The sequence below is a fragment of the Klebsiella sp. GG_Kp146 genome, from assembly GCF_040061975.1.
GTDB classification, from domain to species: domain Bacteria; phylum Pseudomonadota; class Gammaproteobacteria; order Enterobacterales; family Enterobacteriaceae; genus Klebsiella; species Klebsiella quasipneumoniae.
Genome location: NZ_JBEAHA010000001.1, coordinates 316,022 through 332,837, shown reverse-complemented (window position 1 = coordinate 332,837; position 16,816 = coordinate 316,022). Strand labels below are relative to the sequence as shown.

At 53.7% G+C, this 16,816-nt stretch carries 18 protein-coding genes and 2 pseudogenes; 10 read left to right on the top strand and 10 right to left on the bottom strand.

Going from position 1 to position 16,816, the window contains the following annotated elements; translation table 11 throughout:
- Positions 1 to 13 precede the first annotated feature (13 nt).
- A pseudogene (arsH, locus tag ABLU95_RS01610) lies at positions 14 to 607 on the top strand (arsenical resistance protein ArsH); the annotation flags it as partial.
- A 265-nt stretch (positions 608 to 872) separates the two neighbouring features.
- On the opposite strand, the gene ABLU95_RS01605 reads toward arsH, so the two are convergent.
- The gene (locus ABLU95_RS01605; RefSeq protein WP_348874128.1) at positions 873 to 1,805 is read right to left on the bottom strand and encodes a DMT family transporter; all 933 of its coding nucleotides are present in this window, start codon (positions 1,803 to 1,805) and stop codon (positions 873 to 875) included.
- Between the two features lie 74 nt (positions 1,806 to 1,879).
- Positions 1,880 to 2,206, bottom strand: a complete 327-nt coding sequence (locus ABLU95_RS01600; RefSeq protein WP_074442534.1) for a gamma-glutamylcyclotransferase — start codon at positions 2,204 to 2,206, stop codon at positions 1,880 to 1,882.
- Positions 2,207 to 2,322: 116 nt separating this feature from the next.
- On the opposite strand from ABLU95_RS01600, the gene gcvA reads away from it, so the two are divergent.
- Positions 2,323 to 3,225 carry a transcriptional regulator GcvA gene (gene gcvA, locus ABLU95_RS01595; protein WP_289552057.1) on the top strand — a complete coding sequence of 301 codons (903 nt, stop codon included), beginning with the start codon at positions 2,323 to 2,325 and terminating at the stop codon, positions 3,223 to 3,225.
- Positions 3,226 to 3,363: 138 nt separating this feature from the next.
- Here the strand turns inward: gcvA and ABLU95_RS01590 are convergent, their stop codons facing one another.
- A complete protein-coding gene (locus tag ABLU95_RS01590) occupies positions 3,364 to 3,531 on the bottom strand; it encodes a hypothetical protein (RefSeq protein ID WP_261902265.1) in 168 nt (55 codons plus the stop codon).
- Entirely contained in the window at positions 3,513 to 3,914 is a 402-nt protein-coding gene (locus ABLU95_RS01585; protein WP_348878654.1) for a hypothetical protein, read from the bottom strand. The genes ABLU95_RS01590 and ABLU95_RS01585 overlap by 19 nt, the downstream gene beginning before the upstream one ends.
- Positions 3,915 to 4,240: 326 nt before the next feature.
- On the opposite strand from ABLU95_RS01585, the gene ABLU95_RS01580 reads away from it, so the two are divergent.
- Positions 4,241 to 5,122: a dihydrodipicolinate synthase family protein gene (locus ABLU95_RS01580; protein ID WP_348878652.1), complete on the top strand. Its 882-nt coding sequence runs from the start codon at positions 4,241 to 4,243 to the stop codon at positions 5,120 to 5,122.
- Between the two features lie 98 nt (positions 5,123 to 5,220).
- On the top strand, positions 5,221 to 5,889 hold the full coding sequence (locus ABLU95_RS01575) for a YecA family protein (protein ID WP_065881124.1): 669 nt from the start codon (positions 5,221 to 5,223) through the stop codon (positions 5,887 to 5,889).
- A gap of 25 nt (positions 5,890 to 5,914) precedes the next feature.
- Here ABLU95_RS01575 and tyrP read toward each other — a convergent pair whose 3' ends face one another.
- Positions 5,915 to 7,126: a tyrosine transporter TyrP gene (gene tyrP, locus ABLU95_RS01570; RefSeq protein ID WP_032428925.1), complete on the bottom strand. Its 1,212-nt coding sequence runs from the start codon at positions 7,124 to 7,126 to the stop codon at positions 5,915 to 5,917.
- A gap of 192 nt (positions 7,127 to 7,318) precedes the next feature.
- Here tyrP and ABLU95_RS01565 point away from each other — a divergent pair, with 192 nt between their 5' ends.
- Entirely contained in the window at positions 7,319 to 7,558 is a 240-nt protein-coding gene (locus tag ABLU95_RS01565) for a YecH family metal-binding protein (protein WP_065881126.1), read from the top strand.
- Between the two features lie 36 nt (positions 7,559 to 7,594).
- Here ABLU95_RS01565 and ftnA read toward each other — a convergent pair whose 3' ends face one another.
- Positions 7,595 to 8,092, bottom strand: coding sequence for a non-heme ferritin (ftnA, locus tag ABLU95_RS01560; RefSeq protein WP_004203451.1), 498 nt, complete (start codon positions 8,090 to 8,092; stop codon positions 7,595 to 7,597).
- Between the two features lie 57 nt (positions 8,093 to 8,149).
- A pseudogene (locus tag ABLU95_RS01555) lies at positions 8,150 to 8,257 on the bottom strand (hypothetical protein); the annotation flags it as partial.
- Between the two features lie 245 nt (positions 8,258 to 8,502).
- Here ABLU95_RS01555 and ABLU95_RS01550 point away from each other — a divergent pair.
- On the top strand, positions 8,503 to 9,141 hold the full coding sequence (locus ABLU95_RS01550; RefSeq protein WP_023290273.1) for an RpiB/LacA/LacB family sugar-phosphate isomerase: 639 nt from the start codon (positions 8,503 to 8,505) through the stop codon (positions 9,139 to 9,141).
- A gap of 37 nt (positions 9,142 to 9,178) precedes the next feature.
- Here the strand turns inward: ABLU95_RS01550 and ABLU95_RS01545 are convergent, their stop codons facing one another.
- Positions 9,179 to 10,600 (bottom strand): MFS transporter, encoded by a 1,422-nt coding sequence (locus tag ABLU95_RS01545; RefSeq protein WP_348878650.1) that lies wholly within the window; start codon positions 10,598 to 10,600, stop codon positions 9,179 to 9,181.
- Positions 10,601 to 10,747: 147 nt separating this feature from the next.
- Between ABLU95_RS01545 and ABLU95_RS01540 the strand changes: the two genes are divergently transcribed.
- Positions 10,748 to 10,999: a DUF2766 family protein gene (locus ABLU95_RS01540; RefSeq protein ID WP_004203448.1), complete on the top strand. Its 252-nt coding sequence runs from the start codon at positions 10,748 to 10,750 to the stop codon at positions 10,997 to 10,999.
- 37 nt (positions 11,000 to 11,036) lie between these two features.
- On the opposite strand, the gene ABLU95_RS01535 is transcribed toward ABLU95_RS01540, so the two are convergent.
- On the bottom strand, positions 11,037 to 12,548 hold the full coding sequence (locus ABLU95_RS01535) for an MFS transporter (protein WP_032453400.1): 1,512 nt from the start codon (positions 12,546 to 12,548) through the stop codon (positions 11,037 to 11,039).
- Positions 12,549 to 12,613: 65 nt separating this feature from the next.
- Here ABLU95_RS01535 and ABLU95_RS01530 point away from each other — a divergent pair, with 65 nt between their 5' ends.
- The gene (locus ABLU95_RS01530) at positions 12,614 to 12,748 is read left to right on the top strand and encodes a succinate dehydrogenase (RefSeq protein WP_065805780.1); all 135 of its coding nucleotides are present in this window, start codon (positions 12,614 to 12,616) and stop codon (positions 12,746 to 12,748) included.
- A gap of 103 nt (positions 12,749 to 12,851) precedes the next feature.
- On the opposite strand, the gene ABLU95_RS01525 is transcribed toward ABLU95_RS01530, so the two are convergent.
- Positions 12,852 to 13,361, bottom strand: a complete 510-nt coding sequence (locus ABLU95_RS01525) for a non-heme ferritin-like protein (protein ID WP_032453399.1) — start codon at positions 13,359 to 13,361, stop codon at positions 12,852 to 12,854.
- An 892-nt stretch (positions 13,362 to 14,253) separates the two neighbouring features.
- Between ABLU95_RS01525 and ABLU95_RS01520 the strand changes: the two genes are divergently transcribed.
- Positions 14,254 to 15,234, top strand: a complete 981-nt coding sequence (locus ABLU95_RS01520) for an arabinose ABC transporter substrate-binding protein (RefSeq protein WP_004203441.1) — start codon at positions 14,254 to 14,256, stop codon at positions 15,232 to 15,234.
- A 60-nt stretch (positions 15,235 to 15,294) separates the two neighbouring features.
- Positions 15,295 to 16,809, top strand: coding sequence for an L-arabinose ABC transporter ATP-binding protein AraG (araG, locus tag ABLU95_RS01515; RefSeq protein WP_032453398.1), 1,515 nt, complete (start codon positions 15,295 to 15,297; stop codon positions 16,807 to 16,809).
- The last annotated feature ends 7 nt before the right edge of the window (positions 16,810 to 16,816 follow it).

Below are 16,816 nucleotides of genomic sequence, written 5' to 3'. Positions count from 1 at the left end.
TCACTGCGTTCCTTATGGCTCAGTAAGAGAGCGCTCCTACAGCCGCTTTGCCGCCGAAGAAGCTGGTCGCCTGCTGATGGCGATGGGCGCGGAGGTAAAATTCTTTAACCCCTCCGGTTTACCCCTGCCGGATGATGCGCCGGGCACGCATCCTAAAGTCACTGAGTTGCGTAGTCTGGTCAGATGGTGTGACGGGATGGTGTGGAGTTCTCCGGAGCGACATGGGGTTATGAAGGCGCAGATTGACTGGATACCATTATGAGAAGGCGCGGTTCGTCCTTCGCAGGGCAAAACACTTGCGGTAATGCAGGTCTGCGGTGGTTCGCAATCCTTCAATGCAGTGAACCAGATGCGTATTCTGGGCCGCTGGATGCGGATGTTTACGATCCCCAACCAGCCCTCCGTAGCCAAGGCATGGCAAGAGTTCGACGAAAACGGACGAATGAAACCTTCGTCATGGTATGACCGCATCGTCGATGTAGCCGAGGAGCTGTTTAAAATCACGCTGCTGCTTAAGGGACAAACCGGTTATCTTGCGGATCGCTACAGCGAGCGAAAAGAGAGCCATCAGGAGCTTTCATCCCGAGTCAATCAGGACAAAATATAATGTCTGTTCTTCATTAATCCATACAGCATAAGCTTAACAACGTCCGCTCCTGGCACGACGCGGACTAATTGTCCATGTTGAAGGTCCGCTGCGAGCGAGAAGCAGACATAGATAGGGCTAAAGCTTGTGCATGATGCATTAAGGATGATTTATTTTCTGCATGAGAACCTATAAAGCATTTTGGCAAAATTGGAAGTTAAATCAGCCATATATTAACTGGCTCGCTGACATCGTTAGATTACCTGTAACCGGCCGACAGTCATCTTTATTTGTTGACTGAACCAGTTAAAAATCTCAACCTGAACCAGGGCCAGCCGCTAACAACACTTATGCCACTTAGGATTAGCATCGATCCTGAAATAAACCCTGACTGTAGCTGTTCACTCAAAAAAAATACTGCCGTAATGACCCCAAATACAGGCGTCATGAATGAGAGAATACCGAGCTGTGATGCCATGTATTTATGCATTAAACTGTACCAGGCTAAATAACTCAAAAAACCAACTATTGCGCTTTGAAAGATTAAACTAGCAATCCCGACGGCGCCAGGTTCAAAGTGATTCTGGTCGGAGAAATATGAATAGGCTGATAAAAGTAAAAAACCTCCTGTAAGTTGATAAAAAAGAGTAAGAGAAGCCGGCGCCCCACTAAGGGAGGAACATCGGACGAGTACGGTAGTGGCCCCCCATGATAGGCCTGCAAATAACCCCATTATGTCTCCTGCCAGAGTCTTACTGGAGCTATCATCTGGAGCCTTACCTGACAGAAACGCGACACAAATCCCTGCAAAAGCAATTGCTATTCCTATCCATTGTGGTGCACACAGCCGTTCATCGGGTCTAAAAAACTGTAGTCCCAGAGCAGCAAAAATTGGCGCGGTGTAGAGGAATACTGACATGTGCGATGCCGATGTATATCGCAGGCCTTCAGCAACAAACAGGAATTGAAAACCAAAAAGTATGCCCACTGCTCCCCCTGGAATTAAGTAATTAGCAAAATTTTCTAGGGACGTTTTTTTAAGAATAATTAATAAATATATAAGGCCAGCAGCAGCCCCACTTCTGATTGCTACTTGTAGGGCTGGAGAAATTTCATCGGCTACGCCTTTAATTGCGACCTGCTGAATTCCCCAAACTATACACAGTGAGGTCATGACTAGTGTGGCATATGTGTCAACCTGTTTTCGTTGTACTGTCACTTAATTCCCCATCAAATCGACTTATTTTTAGTGCTCTGGCCATTGTGTAACCTGCTCACTACAAGCCTCATAGTTTATGCTTTGAGCATATAAAGACATGATTGCACTGTCTGACCAGTAGATGTGGTTACCTCTACCGGAACCCGTTCATACTCAGGACCTTCGAACTCATCGAGTATGTGCCAGTGATTATGTAAATTCTCTGACGTAAAGAGAAAACCCTGTACACGATTACCGGAATCATCCAATACGATCCCCGGATATCCCATCTTTGCACCCCAGCCTTTATCTAATAAAGAACCACCAACGTGGCCTTCCTGCCATGTCCCCCCAATCTTTTCAAGAATATGAGCATTAGGTCGGCCAGGACCCAAGGTTCCGTAGACAAACAAGCTTTCCATCATTCCTCCGATTATCATAAAGCCAATGTGAATGTTTTATGCGCTAATTTTGATTTTCGGACTCTGGCCTGACAAATCATTTGTTCTCACAGTACGTGTGAATTATTATCACGTGTATGATATTTGATCGCCTCCCCCCATTGCAGACTCTGCGTGCTTTTGAAGCAACAGCCCGTCTCTCAAGTATGACACTGGCTGCAACAGAGCTTCACGTAACGCATGGCGCGATAAGCCGGCAAATCCGGAAGCTTGAAGAGCATCTGGGGTTAAAACTATTTTTCAGGCTGACCCGACAGATAATACTGACTCAGGAAGGGGCTGAATATCATCGCATTGTTACCCGCCTTCTGAGTGAGTTAATGATGGAATCTGAGCGTCTGCGCGGAAGGAATCCTGCAAAAAGTTTACGTGTCAGTACAACGGTTTCATTTGCCAGCAAGTGGCTGGCACCGCGTCTGAGCCGGTTCAGGCAGAAATATCCTGACGTTGATATTCAGCTGGATGTTACTGACAGTAATGTGGATCTGAATGATGGTCAGGTAGATGCAGCCATTCGTTACGGTCTTGGCCATTACCGCGACGTTTCGTATGAGCGTATCTTCGATGAAACTGTTACCCCCGTCTGTAGTCCGGGTTTTCTTAAAGAACAAAATGGTCTGACAGAAATTAAGGATCTTTCAAACTGCGTTCTTCTTCATGAATACAGAATGCTGGCGAACTGGGAGGCATGGTTTGAAATGGCCGGAGAAAAAAATTTTTGCTGCCATCACGGCCCCTTATGGACCCTTGGCAGCATGGCGACTGAGGCCGCTATACGTGGCGAAGGTGTGGCTCTGGGACGCAGTGTTCTGGTTGCAGATGATGTAGCAGCCGGAAGGCTTGTTGTTCCGTTTCCGCAATATAAACTTAAGGCTGAGCGGGGATACGATTTAGTTTATCGCTCGGATAATCAGGATTCATTTAAAATACGCATTCTGAGACAGTGGCTCTCTGAAGAAATGAGCTTGCTGGAAGATTGAATGGCCATCTTAAAATAGTTCATTTCTAACAAGGAGCGGACTTACTCACTGAGTGTGAGGTCCGCTGTTAGCGAGGAGCGTAAGCTCTCAGTTGCTCTTTTAACTTATAAATACATGACTTACATATCGCTATCTTGATCACCAGGGCGTAGGCCAGTGCGTTATCGTACTGGTACGGACTTCAGGGAATAAGAAAACCTTTTTGCAAAAGGTAAATATTCCTTTTGCATCAAAAGATATGAATGAGCTATATTCGTTTTTGTCTAAAAAAGTCTGAAAATCGTCCCTCAGGCAATCGATGACCATCGCCGGGCAGGAAAAAATCCAGTCAAAAGGCAGAGAGATTTTTTCAGATTAAATCTTTTCAGTGTCCACGACGTTAAACAATGGCTTCCTAATGACACAATGTGCTTCACAGCCCATTGTCCTTGAGTTTCAATCCCTGATACAGGATGTGGCGGGATACATACATTCTCGAATGCCATTCTGGATGGTGTTAATCCCTTGAACTCGTCACTATTCATCAGCGATGCGTTAAGAAGTTGTGCTGATTCTGCAAGCGACTTGTCAGAAATTGCATGGTAATAATTTTTAAGACCGTCAGGATCTGCGGGGCGACCCAGTAATGTTTTATACGTAGACTTTATTAACAATATTTTGAGATATTTTTTCTGGATGTCATCTGCCATTTTTTATCCGCTTGAAGCCATAGTGTTGCTTTATTTAATTGCTGCTTAAATATATGGTCATATAAATTGCACGGGATTATGACAAGTGGATTTAAGATTGGCAATCCAGCAAAAAATAGCGACTGCAGGGCACGGCGTCGTTGAATATCCTCGGCAGGATCTGGTGGCTATCGATGCCTGGGCTGACGGCGGCAATCTCGCGAACGGGATCACCACGTAGTGGGAAACAATCCATTGTCACCGGCAATCGCTCATTTGTCCCAGGACAAAACGAACTCTCCCTGCTACTATCGACCGGACACTTCATCCAGCCTGCCGGAGGCATCATGTTCACAGGGCTTTGCGCATTTCCGCTGACGCCGCTGCATCAGCAAACTATCGATGAAAAAGCGTTTATTCGTCTTCTTGCTCGTCTTACCGATGCCGGAGTCGACTCCCTGGGCATCTTAGGCTCAACCGGCAGCTACGCCTATCTCAGTCGTGAACAGCGCAAGCGGGTGGTGCAGGTGGCGAAGGCGCATGCCGGGTCGACCCCGATAATGATCGGCGTCGGCGCCATCGCCACCAGCGAGGTGCTCCGGCTGGTGGAGGATGCCCAGCAGGCCGGGGCGGATGCATTGCTCCTGCCGATGATGTCCTATCAGCCGCTCTTTGCGGAGGAGATCTACGCTTTTTACGAGGAGGTCTGCCGGCATGCCTCGGTGCCGGTTTGCCTGTATGACAACCCCCGTACCACCCACGTGACGTTATCGGATGAGCTGCAGGGGCAGATTGCTGCCTTACCGGCCATCGCCTCGATAAAAATTCCCGGTCTGCCCGCGCCGCAGGCAAGCGAACGGGTGGCGGCTCTGCGTCGTCATCTGCCTGGCGGCGTGACGCTTGGCGTTAGCGGTGACGTTCGGGCGACAGCGGGCTTGCAGGCCGGCTGCGAGGTCTGGTACTCGGTCTGCGGCAGCCTCTTTCCACGTATCTCTCTGGCGCTGGTGAAAGCCATCCGTCACGGCGATGCGGCACAGGTGGCGGCGCTGAATAAGCAACTTGCGCCCCTCTGGCGGTGCTTTGACCGCTACGGCGGCAGCCTGCGGGTGGTCGCCGCCGCTGCGGCCATTCTGGGATTGTGTGATCCTGACTCGCTTCCCCGCCCCTTGCTGCCGTTAGGGGAGGAGGCCTGTCGCGACGTGGCGGCGGCGCTGCACGGGCTGGCCTGATTGTGTCGGGTCGACGCAGGCGCAATGGGCGCTGCCGGGTGGCTTTCTGCCGGCATTTCGGCTACTGTAGGCCCGATTTTTACCATGCGAGCCTGTGAATGAATACCGGACCTTTAAACGAAAACGAACTGGAATGGCTGGACGAGACGCTGGCGAAATACGCCACCGAAGGCGCTATTCTGGATGTCTCTGAACTGGATGGCCTGTTGACGGCGATCCTCTCGGCGCCCACCGCTATCGAACCCGCCCAGTGGCTGCTGGCTATCTGGGGTGGTGCCGATAATGTGCCACGCTGGGCCAACGACCGCGAGCGCGATCGCTTTGTCAATCTGACGCTGCAGCATATGAGCGATATCGCCGAACGGCTGGAGTCTTATCCCGATCAGTTCGAACCGCTGTTCGGCACCCGTGAAGCGGAAGGTCAGGAGCTGACCATCGTTGAAGAGTGGTGTTTTGGCTATCTGCGCGGCGTAGCGCTGAGCGACTGGTCGACGCTGTCTGCTGAACTTCAGCCTGAGCTGGAGGCGATTGCGCTCCACGGTAGCGAAGAACAGTTTTCCGCGCTGGATAATCTGACGGCGGATGAATTTATCGCCAGCATCGAGCGCATCACCCCGGCGGCGCTGGCGCTTTACCAGTACTGGATGGCGAATCCACAGCCGGAGGTGGTCCCGCAGCCGGTAAGAAATGAGACGAAAGTCGGACGTAACGATCCCTGCCCGTGCGGCAGCGGTAAAAAGTATAAGCAGTGTTGCTTAGCGAAATGAAAAAGGGGCCAGCTGGCCCCTTATTTTATCCCACCGCCGGTAACAGCCCGGCGACGATGCAGAACTGGATCGCTACGATGCCGATCCCGCACAGCAGGACCAGCCACAGCGCCGGGGCGCCGCCGGCCACCCGCCAGGCGGCCTGCGGATGCAGTCGGCGGCTCTTCATGACCAGCATGGCCGGTAACATCAGGGCCAGCACGGCCAACGCCACCCCGGCGTAGCCCAGGGCCATGACGAAGCCGCGGGGATAGAACAGGGCGAACGCCAGCGGCGGCAGAAAGGTGATCATCCCGCTCTGCAGACGCCCGCTGACGCTGTTTTTGCGCTGAAACATATCGGCCAGATAATCAAACAGCCCGAGCGAGACGCCGAGGAAGGAGGTCGCCAGCGCAAGGTCGGCAAACAGGTGTACGGCCAGCTCCACGTGCGGTGACGCTACCACTTCGCGGATCGCCTCCAGCAGACCGTTCAGACCGGCATGTTGCGCCAGCAGGGCGGTAAAGGCCGGAGCGTCGATACTGCCCAGCGTCGCCAGCTGCCAGAAAATATAGGCCACCAGCGGAATAAAACTGCCGATAATAAACACCCGGCGCAGCTTACGGATATCGCCCCCCAGATAGCTGACGACGCTCGGCACGCTGCCGTGAAAGCCAAAAGAGGTAAAGATCACCGGAATGGCCGACAGCGCCAGGCCTTGCTCAACCGGCAGCGTGAGCAGGTTCACCTGATGAATGTGCGGCATCAGCAGAGCCAGCATAATCACCAGGAAGACGATTTTGGCGCTAAACAGGAAGCGATTGAACAGGTCGACCAGCGCGGTGCCAATGCACACCACCGCCCCGCCGAGCAGGGTGAAGATCAGTACGCCGGCAGCCGGCGGCAGCTGCCAGTCCAGCCACTGGTTGAGGCTGGAAGCGAGTAATTCGCCGGCGCCACTGATGTAGGCTGCCGTGAGGGCGTACAGCAGAAACAGCATGCAGAACCCGGTGATCCATTGTCCATAACGGCCCAGATAGCGCGCCGCCAGGGAACCGAGCCCCATATCGGCAGGGACATGCTGGTAGACTTCCAGCAGCAAAAGGGCGGTATAGCACATCAATGCCCACAGGGTGAAAAGTAAACCCAGCGTGACGGTAAAGCCGACGCCTGCGGCGGCCAATGGCATCGCCAACATACCTGCACCGATTGTGGTGCCGGCTACGATTAAAATACTGCCCAGAGTGCGGTTCTTCACGCTTTTCGCTATCCCTACAGCAAATCACAATAATTTATGCCGCGCAGAGTAGGGGATATTGCGTCTTTCGTCAAATCAGGGTTACAAGATCTGTAATTAAAACTTTACAAGGTCGAAAGGATGAAAGCCTGCGCTGGCGCAAGGCGCGGGCCGTCGGTCTGGCCTAAGCTGGCGTTTTTTTCCGGAGGGGTTATGTCTTCTATTCATGGTCATGAAGTGCTGCAGATGATGCTGGCGTCGAAGGAGTGCTGGACGGTGGCTTCGCTGGAGGCGGCCATTCACCATCGCTTTGGCGCAGAGGCGCGCTTTCACACCTGTTCGGCGGAAAATCTGAGCGCTGCGGAGCTGGTGGCGTTTTTAGAGCAGAAAGGCAAATTTATTGCCAGAGAGGCAGGATTTACCACCGCAGAAAACAAGATTTGTCAGCATTGAAAATGCCGCGACGGAGAAGCGTCGCGGCGCGGGCAATTAATTCTGCGTATCGAGGGTGGCCAGCTCTTTGTCGATAAAGTACAGACCTTCACCGCTTTTCCCGGCGAGGGTCAGTTTATCAATTACCGATTTAAATAATTTCTCTTCTTCATGCTGTTCGGCGACATACCACTGCAGGAAATTAAAGGTCGGGTAATCCTGACTGGTCATAGCCGCGTGCGCCAGTTCATTAATTTTTTGCGTGATCAGCTGCTCGTGCTCATAGGTCTGGCGGAACAGTTCATCCAGTGACGCATACTCGGCAAACGGGGAGGCGATAGCGTTGATGCGCGGCAGGCTGCCGGTGTCGGTCAGGTAGTCGAACAGGCGCTGCATATGGGTCATCTCTTCCTGGGCATGGCGACGCAGGAAGGCCGCAGCCCCTTCAAAACTATGGTAACTGCACCAGGCGCTCATCTGCTGATAAAGAAGAGAAGAATAGAGTTCAAGATTCATCTGTTCATTCAGTTTGTCGATCATTTCCGTTTTCAGCATCGTCGCGCTCCTGGAATTAAAATATAGATGTTATCGGCTTCCACTATAATTTGTTATTTAATTATTTGCAAAAAGTAAATTTAAAAAGATTTTATTTAAAATGCTAATGGGAATAACACGCATTGGCAGTTTAATAATAAATGAGAATGGTTTTAATTTATTATTGGTTTTTTGCGGAGGCGAAATGACTGCCTCTGCGGATTGCGAGGCGGGGAGCGCCAGGCGGAGTCGTCCTGATGAGGGGGCGACACCCTAACCTGAGCGGCAGAGGCGGCGAAAGTGTGAAGCGCTGCGTAATTTTTAAAACAACTTTTCATAAAATTTGAAAGTTTGTTTTCCAGGTAGTAGAGTGCAGTCAACGCCAATGACATTCTGCGGGCAGGCCCGCACAGCATTCAGGAGAGTAAACCATGAAGATTGCACTGATGATGGAGAACAGCCAGGCGAACAAAAACGCCATCATCCTCAAGGAGCTTAACGCGGTTGCCGACGAAAAAGGATTTCCGGTCTATAACGTCGGTATGAGCGATGAGAACGATCATCATCTGACCTATATTCACCTCGGGATCATGGCCAGCATCCTGCTGAATTCGAAGGCGGTCGACTTCGTGGTCACAGGATGCGGTACCGGCCAGGGAGCGCTGATGTCACTGAACATCCATCCTGGCGTGGTCTGCGGTTACTGTATCGACCCGGCGGATGCGTTCCTGTTTGCCCAGATCAACAACGGTAACGCGCTGTCGCTGCCGTTTGCGAAAGGTTTCGGCTGGGGTGCCGAGCTGAACGTGCGGTTTATCTTTGAAAAAGCCTTTACCGGTCGTAACGGCGAAGGCTATCCGCCGGAGCGCAAAGAACCGCAGGTGCGTAATGCCGGGATCCTCAACCAGGTCAAAGCGGCGGTAGTCAAAGAAAATTATCTCGATACCCTGCGCGCCATCGATCCGGAACTGGTGAAAACCGCGGTCTCTGGCCCTCGCTTCCAGCAGTGCTTCTTCGAAAACTGCCAGGATAAAGCGATCGAAGCGTTTGTCCGCCAGATCGTCGGGTAATCGTTATCAGGGCCAGCGCCGCTGGCCCTTCCATCCTCTACGATTTCTTCGCCGACACGCTGCTGCCTGCCGTTTTGGCCAGATGCAGGCTGTCGAACATCCCCACCAGACAAATCACCGCGATAAACACAAACGCCAGGCGAAAGCTGATCCCCGGCACGGCGGAAAGGTGCAGCCAGTCGCCGACCTGTTCACCCAGGCGAATGCCGATTGCCCCAAGCGTGATACCCAGCCCCACCGCCAGCTGCGACGCGGTACTGAACAGAGTATTGGCATCACTCATCTGCGCGGTGGGGACATCGGCAAAGGCCAGCGTGCTCACGCCCGTGAACTGGACTGAGCGAAACACCCCGCCGAGATAAAGGATCAGCATGATCGCCCAGACCGGAGTTTGCGGCGTGAGCAGCGCGCAGGCCAGCAGCGAACAGACGTTCAGCGCGCCGTTGATCAACAGCAGGCGACGAAAGCCCAGCCAGCGGATCAGCGGCGTGGTGGCGGGTTTAATCGTTAAATTGCCGACAAATACCGCCAGCACCAGCAGACCAGAGTGAAAGGGATCCATGCCGAACCCCACCTGAAACAGCAGCGGCAGGAGAAAGGGGACCGCGCTGATGGAGGCCCGGAACAGCGAGCCGCCGTACATCGTCACGCGGAACGTCGGCACCTGCAACGCCGTCAGACGAACCATAGGCGCTGTCGCCCGGCGGAAGTGGCGGATAGCATACGCCAGACAGCCGAAGCCAAGCGCGGCGAGGGCCAGCGTCGGCCAGATCAGCGGCTGACGATCGCCGAGCCGTTCCATCGCCGTGACCAGGCTGACCATCGCCACCGCGGTCGTGATAAACCCTGTCATATCAAAGGCGCGCCGCTCTGCTTCGCGGATATCAGGAATGATGCGCAGCGACAGGATAATCGCCGCGACGCCCAGCGGGACATTGATAAAGAAGATCCAGTGCCAGCTGGCGTAGCGGGTAATAAAGCCTCCCAAAGGCGGGCCGATAATAGGGGCCACCAGCGCCGGCCAGGTGAGGGTGGCGATGGCCTTTATCAGCAGGTGTTTCGGCGTGGTGCGCAGTACCGCCAGACGACCGACGGGGACCATCAGCGCGCCGCCGATCCCCTGCAGGATACGCATGGCGACAAAGATATGCATCTCGCTGGAGAGGCCGCAAAAGATCGAAGCAAGGGTAAAAATGGCCAGGGCGAGGGTGAAGATAGCCCGGGCGCCGAAGCGATCGGCGATCCAGCCGCTGGCGGGGATCAGCACCGCGAGGGTAATCAGATAGGCGCTGATGCCGATATTCAGCTCGACGGCGGTAACGCCAAAATCTCTCGCCATGTCGGGCAGGGCGGTAGCGATCACCGTCCCGTCGAGAAACTCCATAAAAAAGGCGCCAGCCACCAGCAGCGCCGGGGCTGAAAAAGCACGTTCGTTCCCGGAAGAGATCGCGGTATTCATGTTGTCGCTGCCATCAAGGGGATCCTCGGCAAAGCGGCAGCAAAGGTGCCGCCAGCCACTCGGGTGGCGAAAAAAACCTGCCACGGCAGGTTTTATTATCGTTAACGATTTAGGGTACTATTACGCTCCTGAAAAAAGGAGTAATTAATGTCTCAACATCTTACCGAACACGACGAGCTGGTTTCCGATGTGGTTGCCTGCCAGCTGGTTATCAAGCAGATCCTCGACGTGATTGACGTCATCGCGCCGGTGGAAGTGCGTGAAAAAATGACCAGTCAGCTGAAAGCCATTGACTTCGCCAGCCACCCGGCCTCTGCCGATCCGGTGACGCTTCGCGCGGTGCAAAAAGCGATTGCCCTGATTGAGCTGAAGTTTACCCCGCAGGAAGAAACGCATTAATAACCGGCCCCGCGGGTGACCGACGGGGCCTTTTCCTTTAATGGGAAACCACGGTCTGCGTTGGCGCAGCCTCAGCGGTTTTAAACAATTTGCTGTTGCCCCAGCACTCTTCGTAGCGATGGCCAACCAGATCCTCAACGATTGCCCGCACCTCCGGCGCAATATCACTGATTTTACCGCCCGCTTTAATCCGCGCGACTTCCTGCAGGACCACCAGATGGGCTTTACGGTCCAGTTTCATCTGCTTACTGAAGACGATGGCGGCCAGGGCTAAGGCGACGACACCGACGCAGAATACCACCGCGATGGCGGTCACAGCGCTTTCCGGTTGGCTGTGCGCTTTTGACTGGAAACCGTAAAAGCTCAGGATGGCCCCCATCGAAAACACCACAATCGAGCGCAGAATTTTCCCTGAGAAGGTCATGGCGCCGGCATAGATCCCTTCCCGACGACGTCCGGTGTAGATCTCGTCGACATCGGCGAGGAAGGTGTAAACGGTCCAGGGAATATAGTAAACCCCGCCGGTCCCCAGGCCGAACAGCACGGTAATACCGAACATCAGCACGGTCGCCAGGCCTGACGGCAGATGGAAGAACCACAGCGAGGTATACAGCAGGACTGCGAAAATCACGATCCCCAGCGCGAGGATATAGGGTTTGCTGAAGCCCTTTTTCACACACAGGCCGATAAACAGCGCGGTGGAGATCAGCTGCAGAATCGAGTTCAGGCTGTTCAGCCCGGCCACCATTGCCGGATCGTGCTGCAGAACGAATATCACGAAATAGGTGAAGATGGAGGCAAACAGCCATTCCGCGCCAAACCCGCACAGGTACATACCGAGATGTTTGCGGAACACGCGCAGATAAAAGGTGGAACGCATGTCTTTCGCCAGCGACAGCAGGGTGCTCAGCAGCCCCTTTTTCGCGCTGGTATCCACGGCTTCCGCACGCTCGCGCTCCCAGCTGCACAGCCACAGACAGGTAATCGCGACGATCAGGATCGCGCCGTAGGTCAGGCCGGTGAGGAAGAAAGGGGTGGCGGAATCTTTGCCGTACAGCAGAATGAACTGTCCGGGAATAAACGCGGCGAGGAAGTTGGCCAGCTTGCCGAAGATGGCTTTATAGCCGGTGAGCTTTGAGCGTAGCGAGAAATCATCGGTCATCTCTGTCGCCAGCGTTTCATAGGGCACCATGATGGAGGTGTAGATGATCTCAAACACCACGTAGGTGCACAGGTAGTACCAGAAACTCAGGCCCTCTACCCACAGCAGCGGGTAGAACAGCATCAGCGGAATGCCGATCAGCAAAAAGAAGCGCCGACGGCCAAAGCGCTTGCCTAACCGCGTTTTGCCAAAGTTATCCGTCAGATAGCCCATCAGCGGGTTGCTGATGGCGTCGATGATGCTGGCGACGGAGAAGATAAATGAGGCCTCGATCAGCGTCAGGCCGCAAAAGGTCGTATAAAAATAGAGTAGCCATGCCCCGCTTATCGCCAGTGCGCCACTCCCTAACAGATTACCGCCGCCGTAGGCTAACTGATGGCGTAACAAGATCGGTCTTCCCTGCAGCCCTTCAGAGGCTGAAGCCGTGTATCGAGCCATAAAAAATAAACCTCGTGTTTTATATTTTTGAAACACTGTTTTTATATTTCTTTGTGGCTCAACAAAAAGTGACCGCGCTCACTAATCCCCCCAAAGGGGTAACGGTGAGGAGGGAATGGGATCGAGTTAAAACTTTTTTATTCTTTTGAGGAATAAATGGCAGGGGAGTATAGCGATAACGGATTAATAAACAGGGTGGGGCAGCGCGAACGCGCTCCCCCTGATCGGCCGAGAAAGGCCCGACACCTCTGATTAATGGGGTTTCTGTGACGCTCCGACGAGGGCCATCAGACGGCGATCGGTCTGTTCCATACCGATCCCGGCTTTGTCGGCGTTGCGAATTTCCTCGAGCACGCTTTGCAGCAGCAGCCCATCCTGCTGCTGCTCTTCCGCCAGCCGGGTCAGAAAACGCCAGGTGTTGTCATCGCTCTGCGCTTTGGCTTCCTCGGCGAGACCGCTCAGCATACTGCTACGCTGGCGGTAATCGACCAGGGTTTGGGTAAAGAGATCTTCCAGCGAGGTACATTCGGGATTACAGGCGCGGTCGGGATTCACTATCGGCCAGCTGCCGGCTTTTTTCAGATAGTCAAATACGCGCATGGTGAGGGTGATGCTGCATTGCGCGCGGTTGCGCAAAAATGTCGCGGCGCCGTCGAAGCGATGCCGGGCGCACCACTCGCTTAAGTTCAGGTAAACGTTAGAGGCGTGGAACTCAAGGTTCATCTGGGTGTTTAGCTTTTGTGCCATTCCTGGAACTGCCATAAAAATATCCTTATTAACCGGGAAGGGGTTACTGGTGCGCGTCAGCGGTTCCTGCGGTAAACAACAGGATAAAAGAGTGGCGCGCTGCACTGTTGCAGAATAATAAAACTCTACACATTCCGTATGAGTCGGGTAATTTTTCCTCTTGCCGACAATTTTAGAATACTCGCTGAATGGAATTAAGAAAACTCTCAAGATGGATAATTTACGTTTTGTTACACCATTATTCCTGAATGACGACTGGCGGGGGATTGGCGGCGTAGACTGGGGCGTTAGCGCGGTGTGTCAGGTATAAGTTATAGGTATTTGACTACGAGATTCGTCGTATAACGCAAAGCTATAACTTATTTCAGAGAGCAATGTTTCGTGGTGATGATAATTATTTTTATTTTTTGTTGCAGGCTTTTTTATGTAGCCGGAATATCTTTTTTCAATTCGGAATAAATTACGCAAAAGATCCGTTTTATCGCGATATAAAACGGCCGATGCCGGACTGGCGACGCGCGTCTGCTGATCTTCAGCGCCGGCAGGCAGTTGACCGCCGCTGCGACCCCGTTAGCCGCTGGATATAACAGTGCCGTAACCCTCTGTTAAACACCCTCTGACATCACAGGGATAAGCCTGCTGGTGGTATAGATGATCCTGCTATTCGCCGGTTAAATTGTATGATAATTATGTCTTTTTTTATGTCTTTTTTTGCTAAATCTATGTACGCAATTACTGTAATTCCGCGATGTGATAATGCTCTCGTATGGAGAAATAATTTCCGGGTATTACTACTCTAACAACGGCAGTAGGGAATGTGATTTTTCTAATGCCTTGTTTTGATGCTGATAAAAAAGTTAATTCCGATTTTTCCCTACATGAAAGCGAATTAAAGCTGGAGTTTACCATGCACAAATTTACTAAAGCGCTGGCGGCCATTGGTCTTGCAGCGGTTATGTCACAATCAGCTATGGCGGAAAACCTGAAATTGGGTTTTCTGGTGAAACAGCCGGAAGAGCCATGGTTCCAGACCGAGTGGAAATTTGCTGATAAAGCAGGAAAAGATTTAGGCTTTGATGTCATTAAAATTGCGGTGCCGGATGGTGAGAAAACCCTGAACGCCATCGATAGCCTGGCGGCCAGCGGCGCGAAGGGCTTTGTCATCTGTACCCCCGATCCTAAGCTCGGCTCGGCGATTGTCGCTAAAGCGCGCGGCTATGACATGAAGGTGATTACTGTCGATGACCAGTTCGTCAACGCCAAAGGTAAACCGATGGAGAGCGTGCCGCTGGTGATGATGGCGGCCAGCGAAATCGGCGCCCGCCAGGGGCAGGAGCTGTATAAAGAGATGCAGAAACGCGGCTGGGATGTTAAAGACACCGCGGTGATGGCCATCACCGCCGATGAACTGGACACCGCCCGCCGTCGTACCACTGGCTCCATCGATGCCCTGAAGGCGGCCGGTTTCCCGGAAGCGCAAATCTACCGCGTTCCGACAAAATCTAACGATATCCCGGGGGCGTTTGACGCCGGTAACTCGATGCTGGTCCAGCACCCACAGGTTAAACACTGGCTGATCGTTGGGATGAACGACAACACCGTGCTCGGCGGCGTGCGTGCGACTGAAGGCCAGGGCTTTAAAGCGCCGGATGTGATTGGCATTGGCATCAACGGCGTGGATGCCGTCAACGAACTGTCGAAGGCGCAGCCAACCGGTTTCTATGGCTCCCTGCTGCCAAGCCCGGATATTCATGGCTATAAAACCAGCGAAATGCTCTACAACTGGGTCACCAAGGGCGTTGAGCCGCCGAAGTTCACTGCGGTGACCGATGTGGTGCTGATTACCCGCGATAACTTCAAAGAAGAGCTGGCGAAAAAAGGGCTGTAACAGCCCGGTTGAACTGGCCCCCGCCGCGGCGGGGGCTGAGTGCAGAAGAGCGGAGTCGTTATGCAACAGTCTACCCCTTATCTCTCATTTCGCGGCATCACCATGACGTTCCCTGGCGTAAAGGCCTTGTCCGATATCAGTTTTGACTGCTACCCAGGACAAATCCACGCGCTGATGGGCGAAAATGGCGCAGGCAAATCGACGCTGCTGAAAATTCTCAGCGGTAACTACATCCCCACCGCGGGCCACCTGCAGATCGGCGGTCAGCAGATGGCGTTCACCAATACGATGGCGGCGCTCAACGCCGGCGTGGCGATTATCTATCAGGAGCTGCATCTGATCCCGGAGATGACCGTCGCCGAAAATATCTATCTTGGCCAGCTGCCGCACAGAGGCGGCATCGTCAACCGCTCGCTGCTCAACTACGAGGCCCGCCTGCAGCTTGAGCATCTGGGGCTGGATATCGACCCGGAGACGCCGCTGAAGTATCTCTCCATTGGCCAGTGGCAGATGGTGGAGATTGCGAAAGCGCTGGCGCGTAACGCCAAAATTATCGCCTTCGATGAACCGACCAGTTCGCTCTCTGCCCGGGAGATCGACAACCTGTTTCGCGTTATCCGCGAGCTACGGGAGGAGGGGCGCGTCATCATCTATGTTTCACACCGGATGGAAGAAATTTTTGCCCTCAGCGATGCCATCACCGTCTTTAAAGATGGCCGCTACGTCTGCACCTTTGACGATATGCCGAGCGTCAGCCACGACGCGCTGGTTCAGGCGATGGTGGGACGCAATCTGGGGGATATTTACGGCTGGAAACCTCGCCCCTACGGCGAAGAACGGCTGCGTCTGGAGGAGGTGAAGGCCCCGGGCGTGCGCACGCCGGTCAGCCTCTCGGTGCGCAGTGGCGAAATCGTCGGCCTGTTTGGGCTGGTGGGCGCCGGGCGCAGCGAACTGATGAAAGGTCTGTTCGGCGGGACGCGGATCACCGGCGGTCAGGTGTATATCGATGGCCAGCCCGTCGACATTCGCAAACCGGCCCAGGCCATCCAGGCCGGGATGATGCTGTGCCCGGAAGATCGGAAAGCGGAGGGGATTATTCCGGTTCACTCCGTGCGCGACAACATCAATATCAGCGCCCGGCGCAAGCATATTCACGCCGGGTGCCTGATCAACAACGCCTGGGAGGCGGACAACGCCGATCAGCATATCCAGTCGTTAAACATTAAAACGCCGGGCCCGGAACAGCTGATCATGAACCTGTCTGGCGGCAACCAGCAGAAAGCGATCCTGGGCCGCTGGCTGTCGGAAGAGATGAAGGTGATCCTGCTCGATGAGCCCACCCGCGGTATCGATGTCGGCGCCAAACATGAAATTTACAACGTGATATATGGCCTCGCCGCCTCCGGTGTCGCCGTGGTATTTGCCTCCAGCGACCTGCCGGAAGTGCTGGGCGTCGCCGACCGCATCGTGGTAATGCGTGAAGGGCAAGTCGCCGGCGAACTGCTGCATGAAGAAGCCAATGAACAGCAGGCGTTAAGCCTTGCGATGCCAAAAGTGAGTCAGGCTGTCGCCTGAGTAAGGA

Excerpts from the sequence above, each read along its gene's own strand:
- ABLU95_RS01600 (WP_074442534.1), bottom strand. The coding sequence starts at position 2,206 with ATGGAAAGCTTGTTTGTCTACGGAACCTTGGGTCCTGGCCGACCTAAT.
- gcvA (WP_289552057.1), top strand. The coding sequence starts at position 2,323 with ATGATATTTGATCGCCTCCCCCCATTGCAGACTCTGCGTGCTTTTGAA.
- ABLU95_RS01590 (WP_261902265.1), bottom strand. The coding sequence starts at position 3,531 with ATGGTCATCGATTGCCTGAGGGACGATTTTCAGACTTTTTTAGACAAA.
- ABLU95_RS01585 (WP_348878654.1), bottom strand. The coding sequence starts at position 3,914 with ATGGCAGATGACATCCAGAAAAAATATCTCAAAATATTGTTAATAAAG.
- ABLU95_RS01580 (WP_348878652.1), top strand. The coding sequence starts at position 4,241 with ATGTTCACAGGGCTTTGCGCATTTCCGCTGACGCCGCTGCATCAGCAA.
- ABLU95_RS01575 (WP_065881124.1), top strand. The coding sequence starts at position 5,221 with ATGAATACCGGACCTTTAAACGAAAACGAACTGGAATGGCTGGACGAG.
- ABLU95_RS01565 (WP_065881126.1), top strand. The coding sequence starts at position 7,319 with ATGTCTTCTATTCATGGTCATGAAGTGCTGCAGATGATGCTGGCGTCG.
- ftnA (WP_004203451.1), bottom strand. The coding sequence starts at position 8,092 with ATGCTGAAAACGGAAATGATCGACAAACTGAATGAACAGATGAATCTT.
- ABLU95_RS01550 (WP_023290273.1), top strand. The coding sequence starts at position 8,503 with ATGAAGATTGCACTGATGATGGAGAACAGCCAGGCGAACAAAAACGCC.
- ABLU95_RS01545 (WP_348878650.1), bottom strand. The coding sequence starts at position 10,600 with ATGAATACCGCGATCTCTTCCGGGAACGAACGTGCTTTTTCAGCCCCG.
- ABLU95_RS01540 (WP_004203448.1), top strand. The coding sequence starts at position 10,748 with ATGTCTCAACATCTTACCGAACACGACGAGCTGGTTTCCGATGTGGTT.
- ABLU95_RS01525 (WP_032453399.1), bottom strand. The coding sequence starts at position 13,361 with ATGGCAGTTCCAGGAATGGCACAAAAGCTAAACACCCAGATGAACCTT.
- ABLU95_RS01520 (WP_004203441.1), top strand. The coding sequence starts at position 14,254 with ATGCACAAATTTACTAAAGCGCTGGCGGCCATTGGTCTTGCAGCGGTT.
- araG (WP_032453398.1), top strand. The coding sequence starts at position 15,295 with ATGCAACAGTCTACCCCTTATCTCTCATTTCGCGGCATCACCATGACG.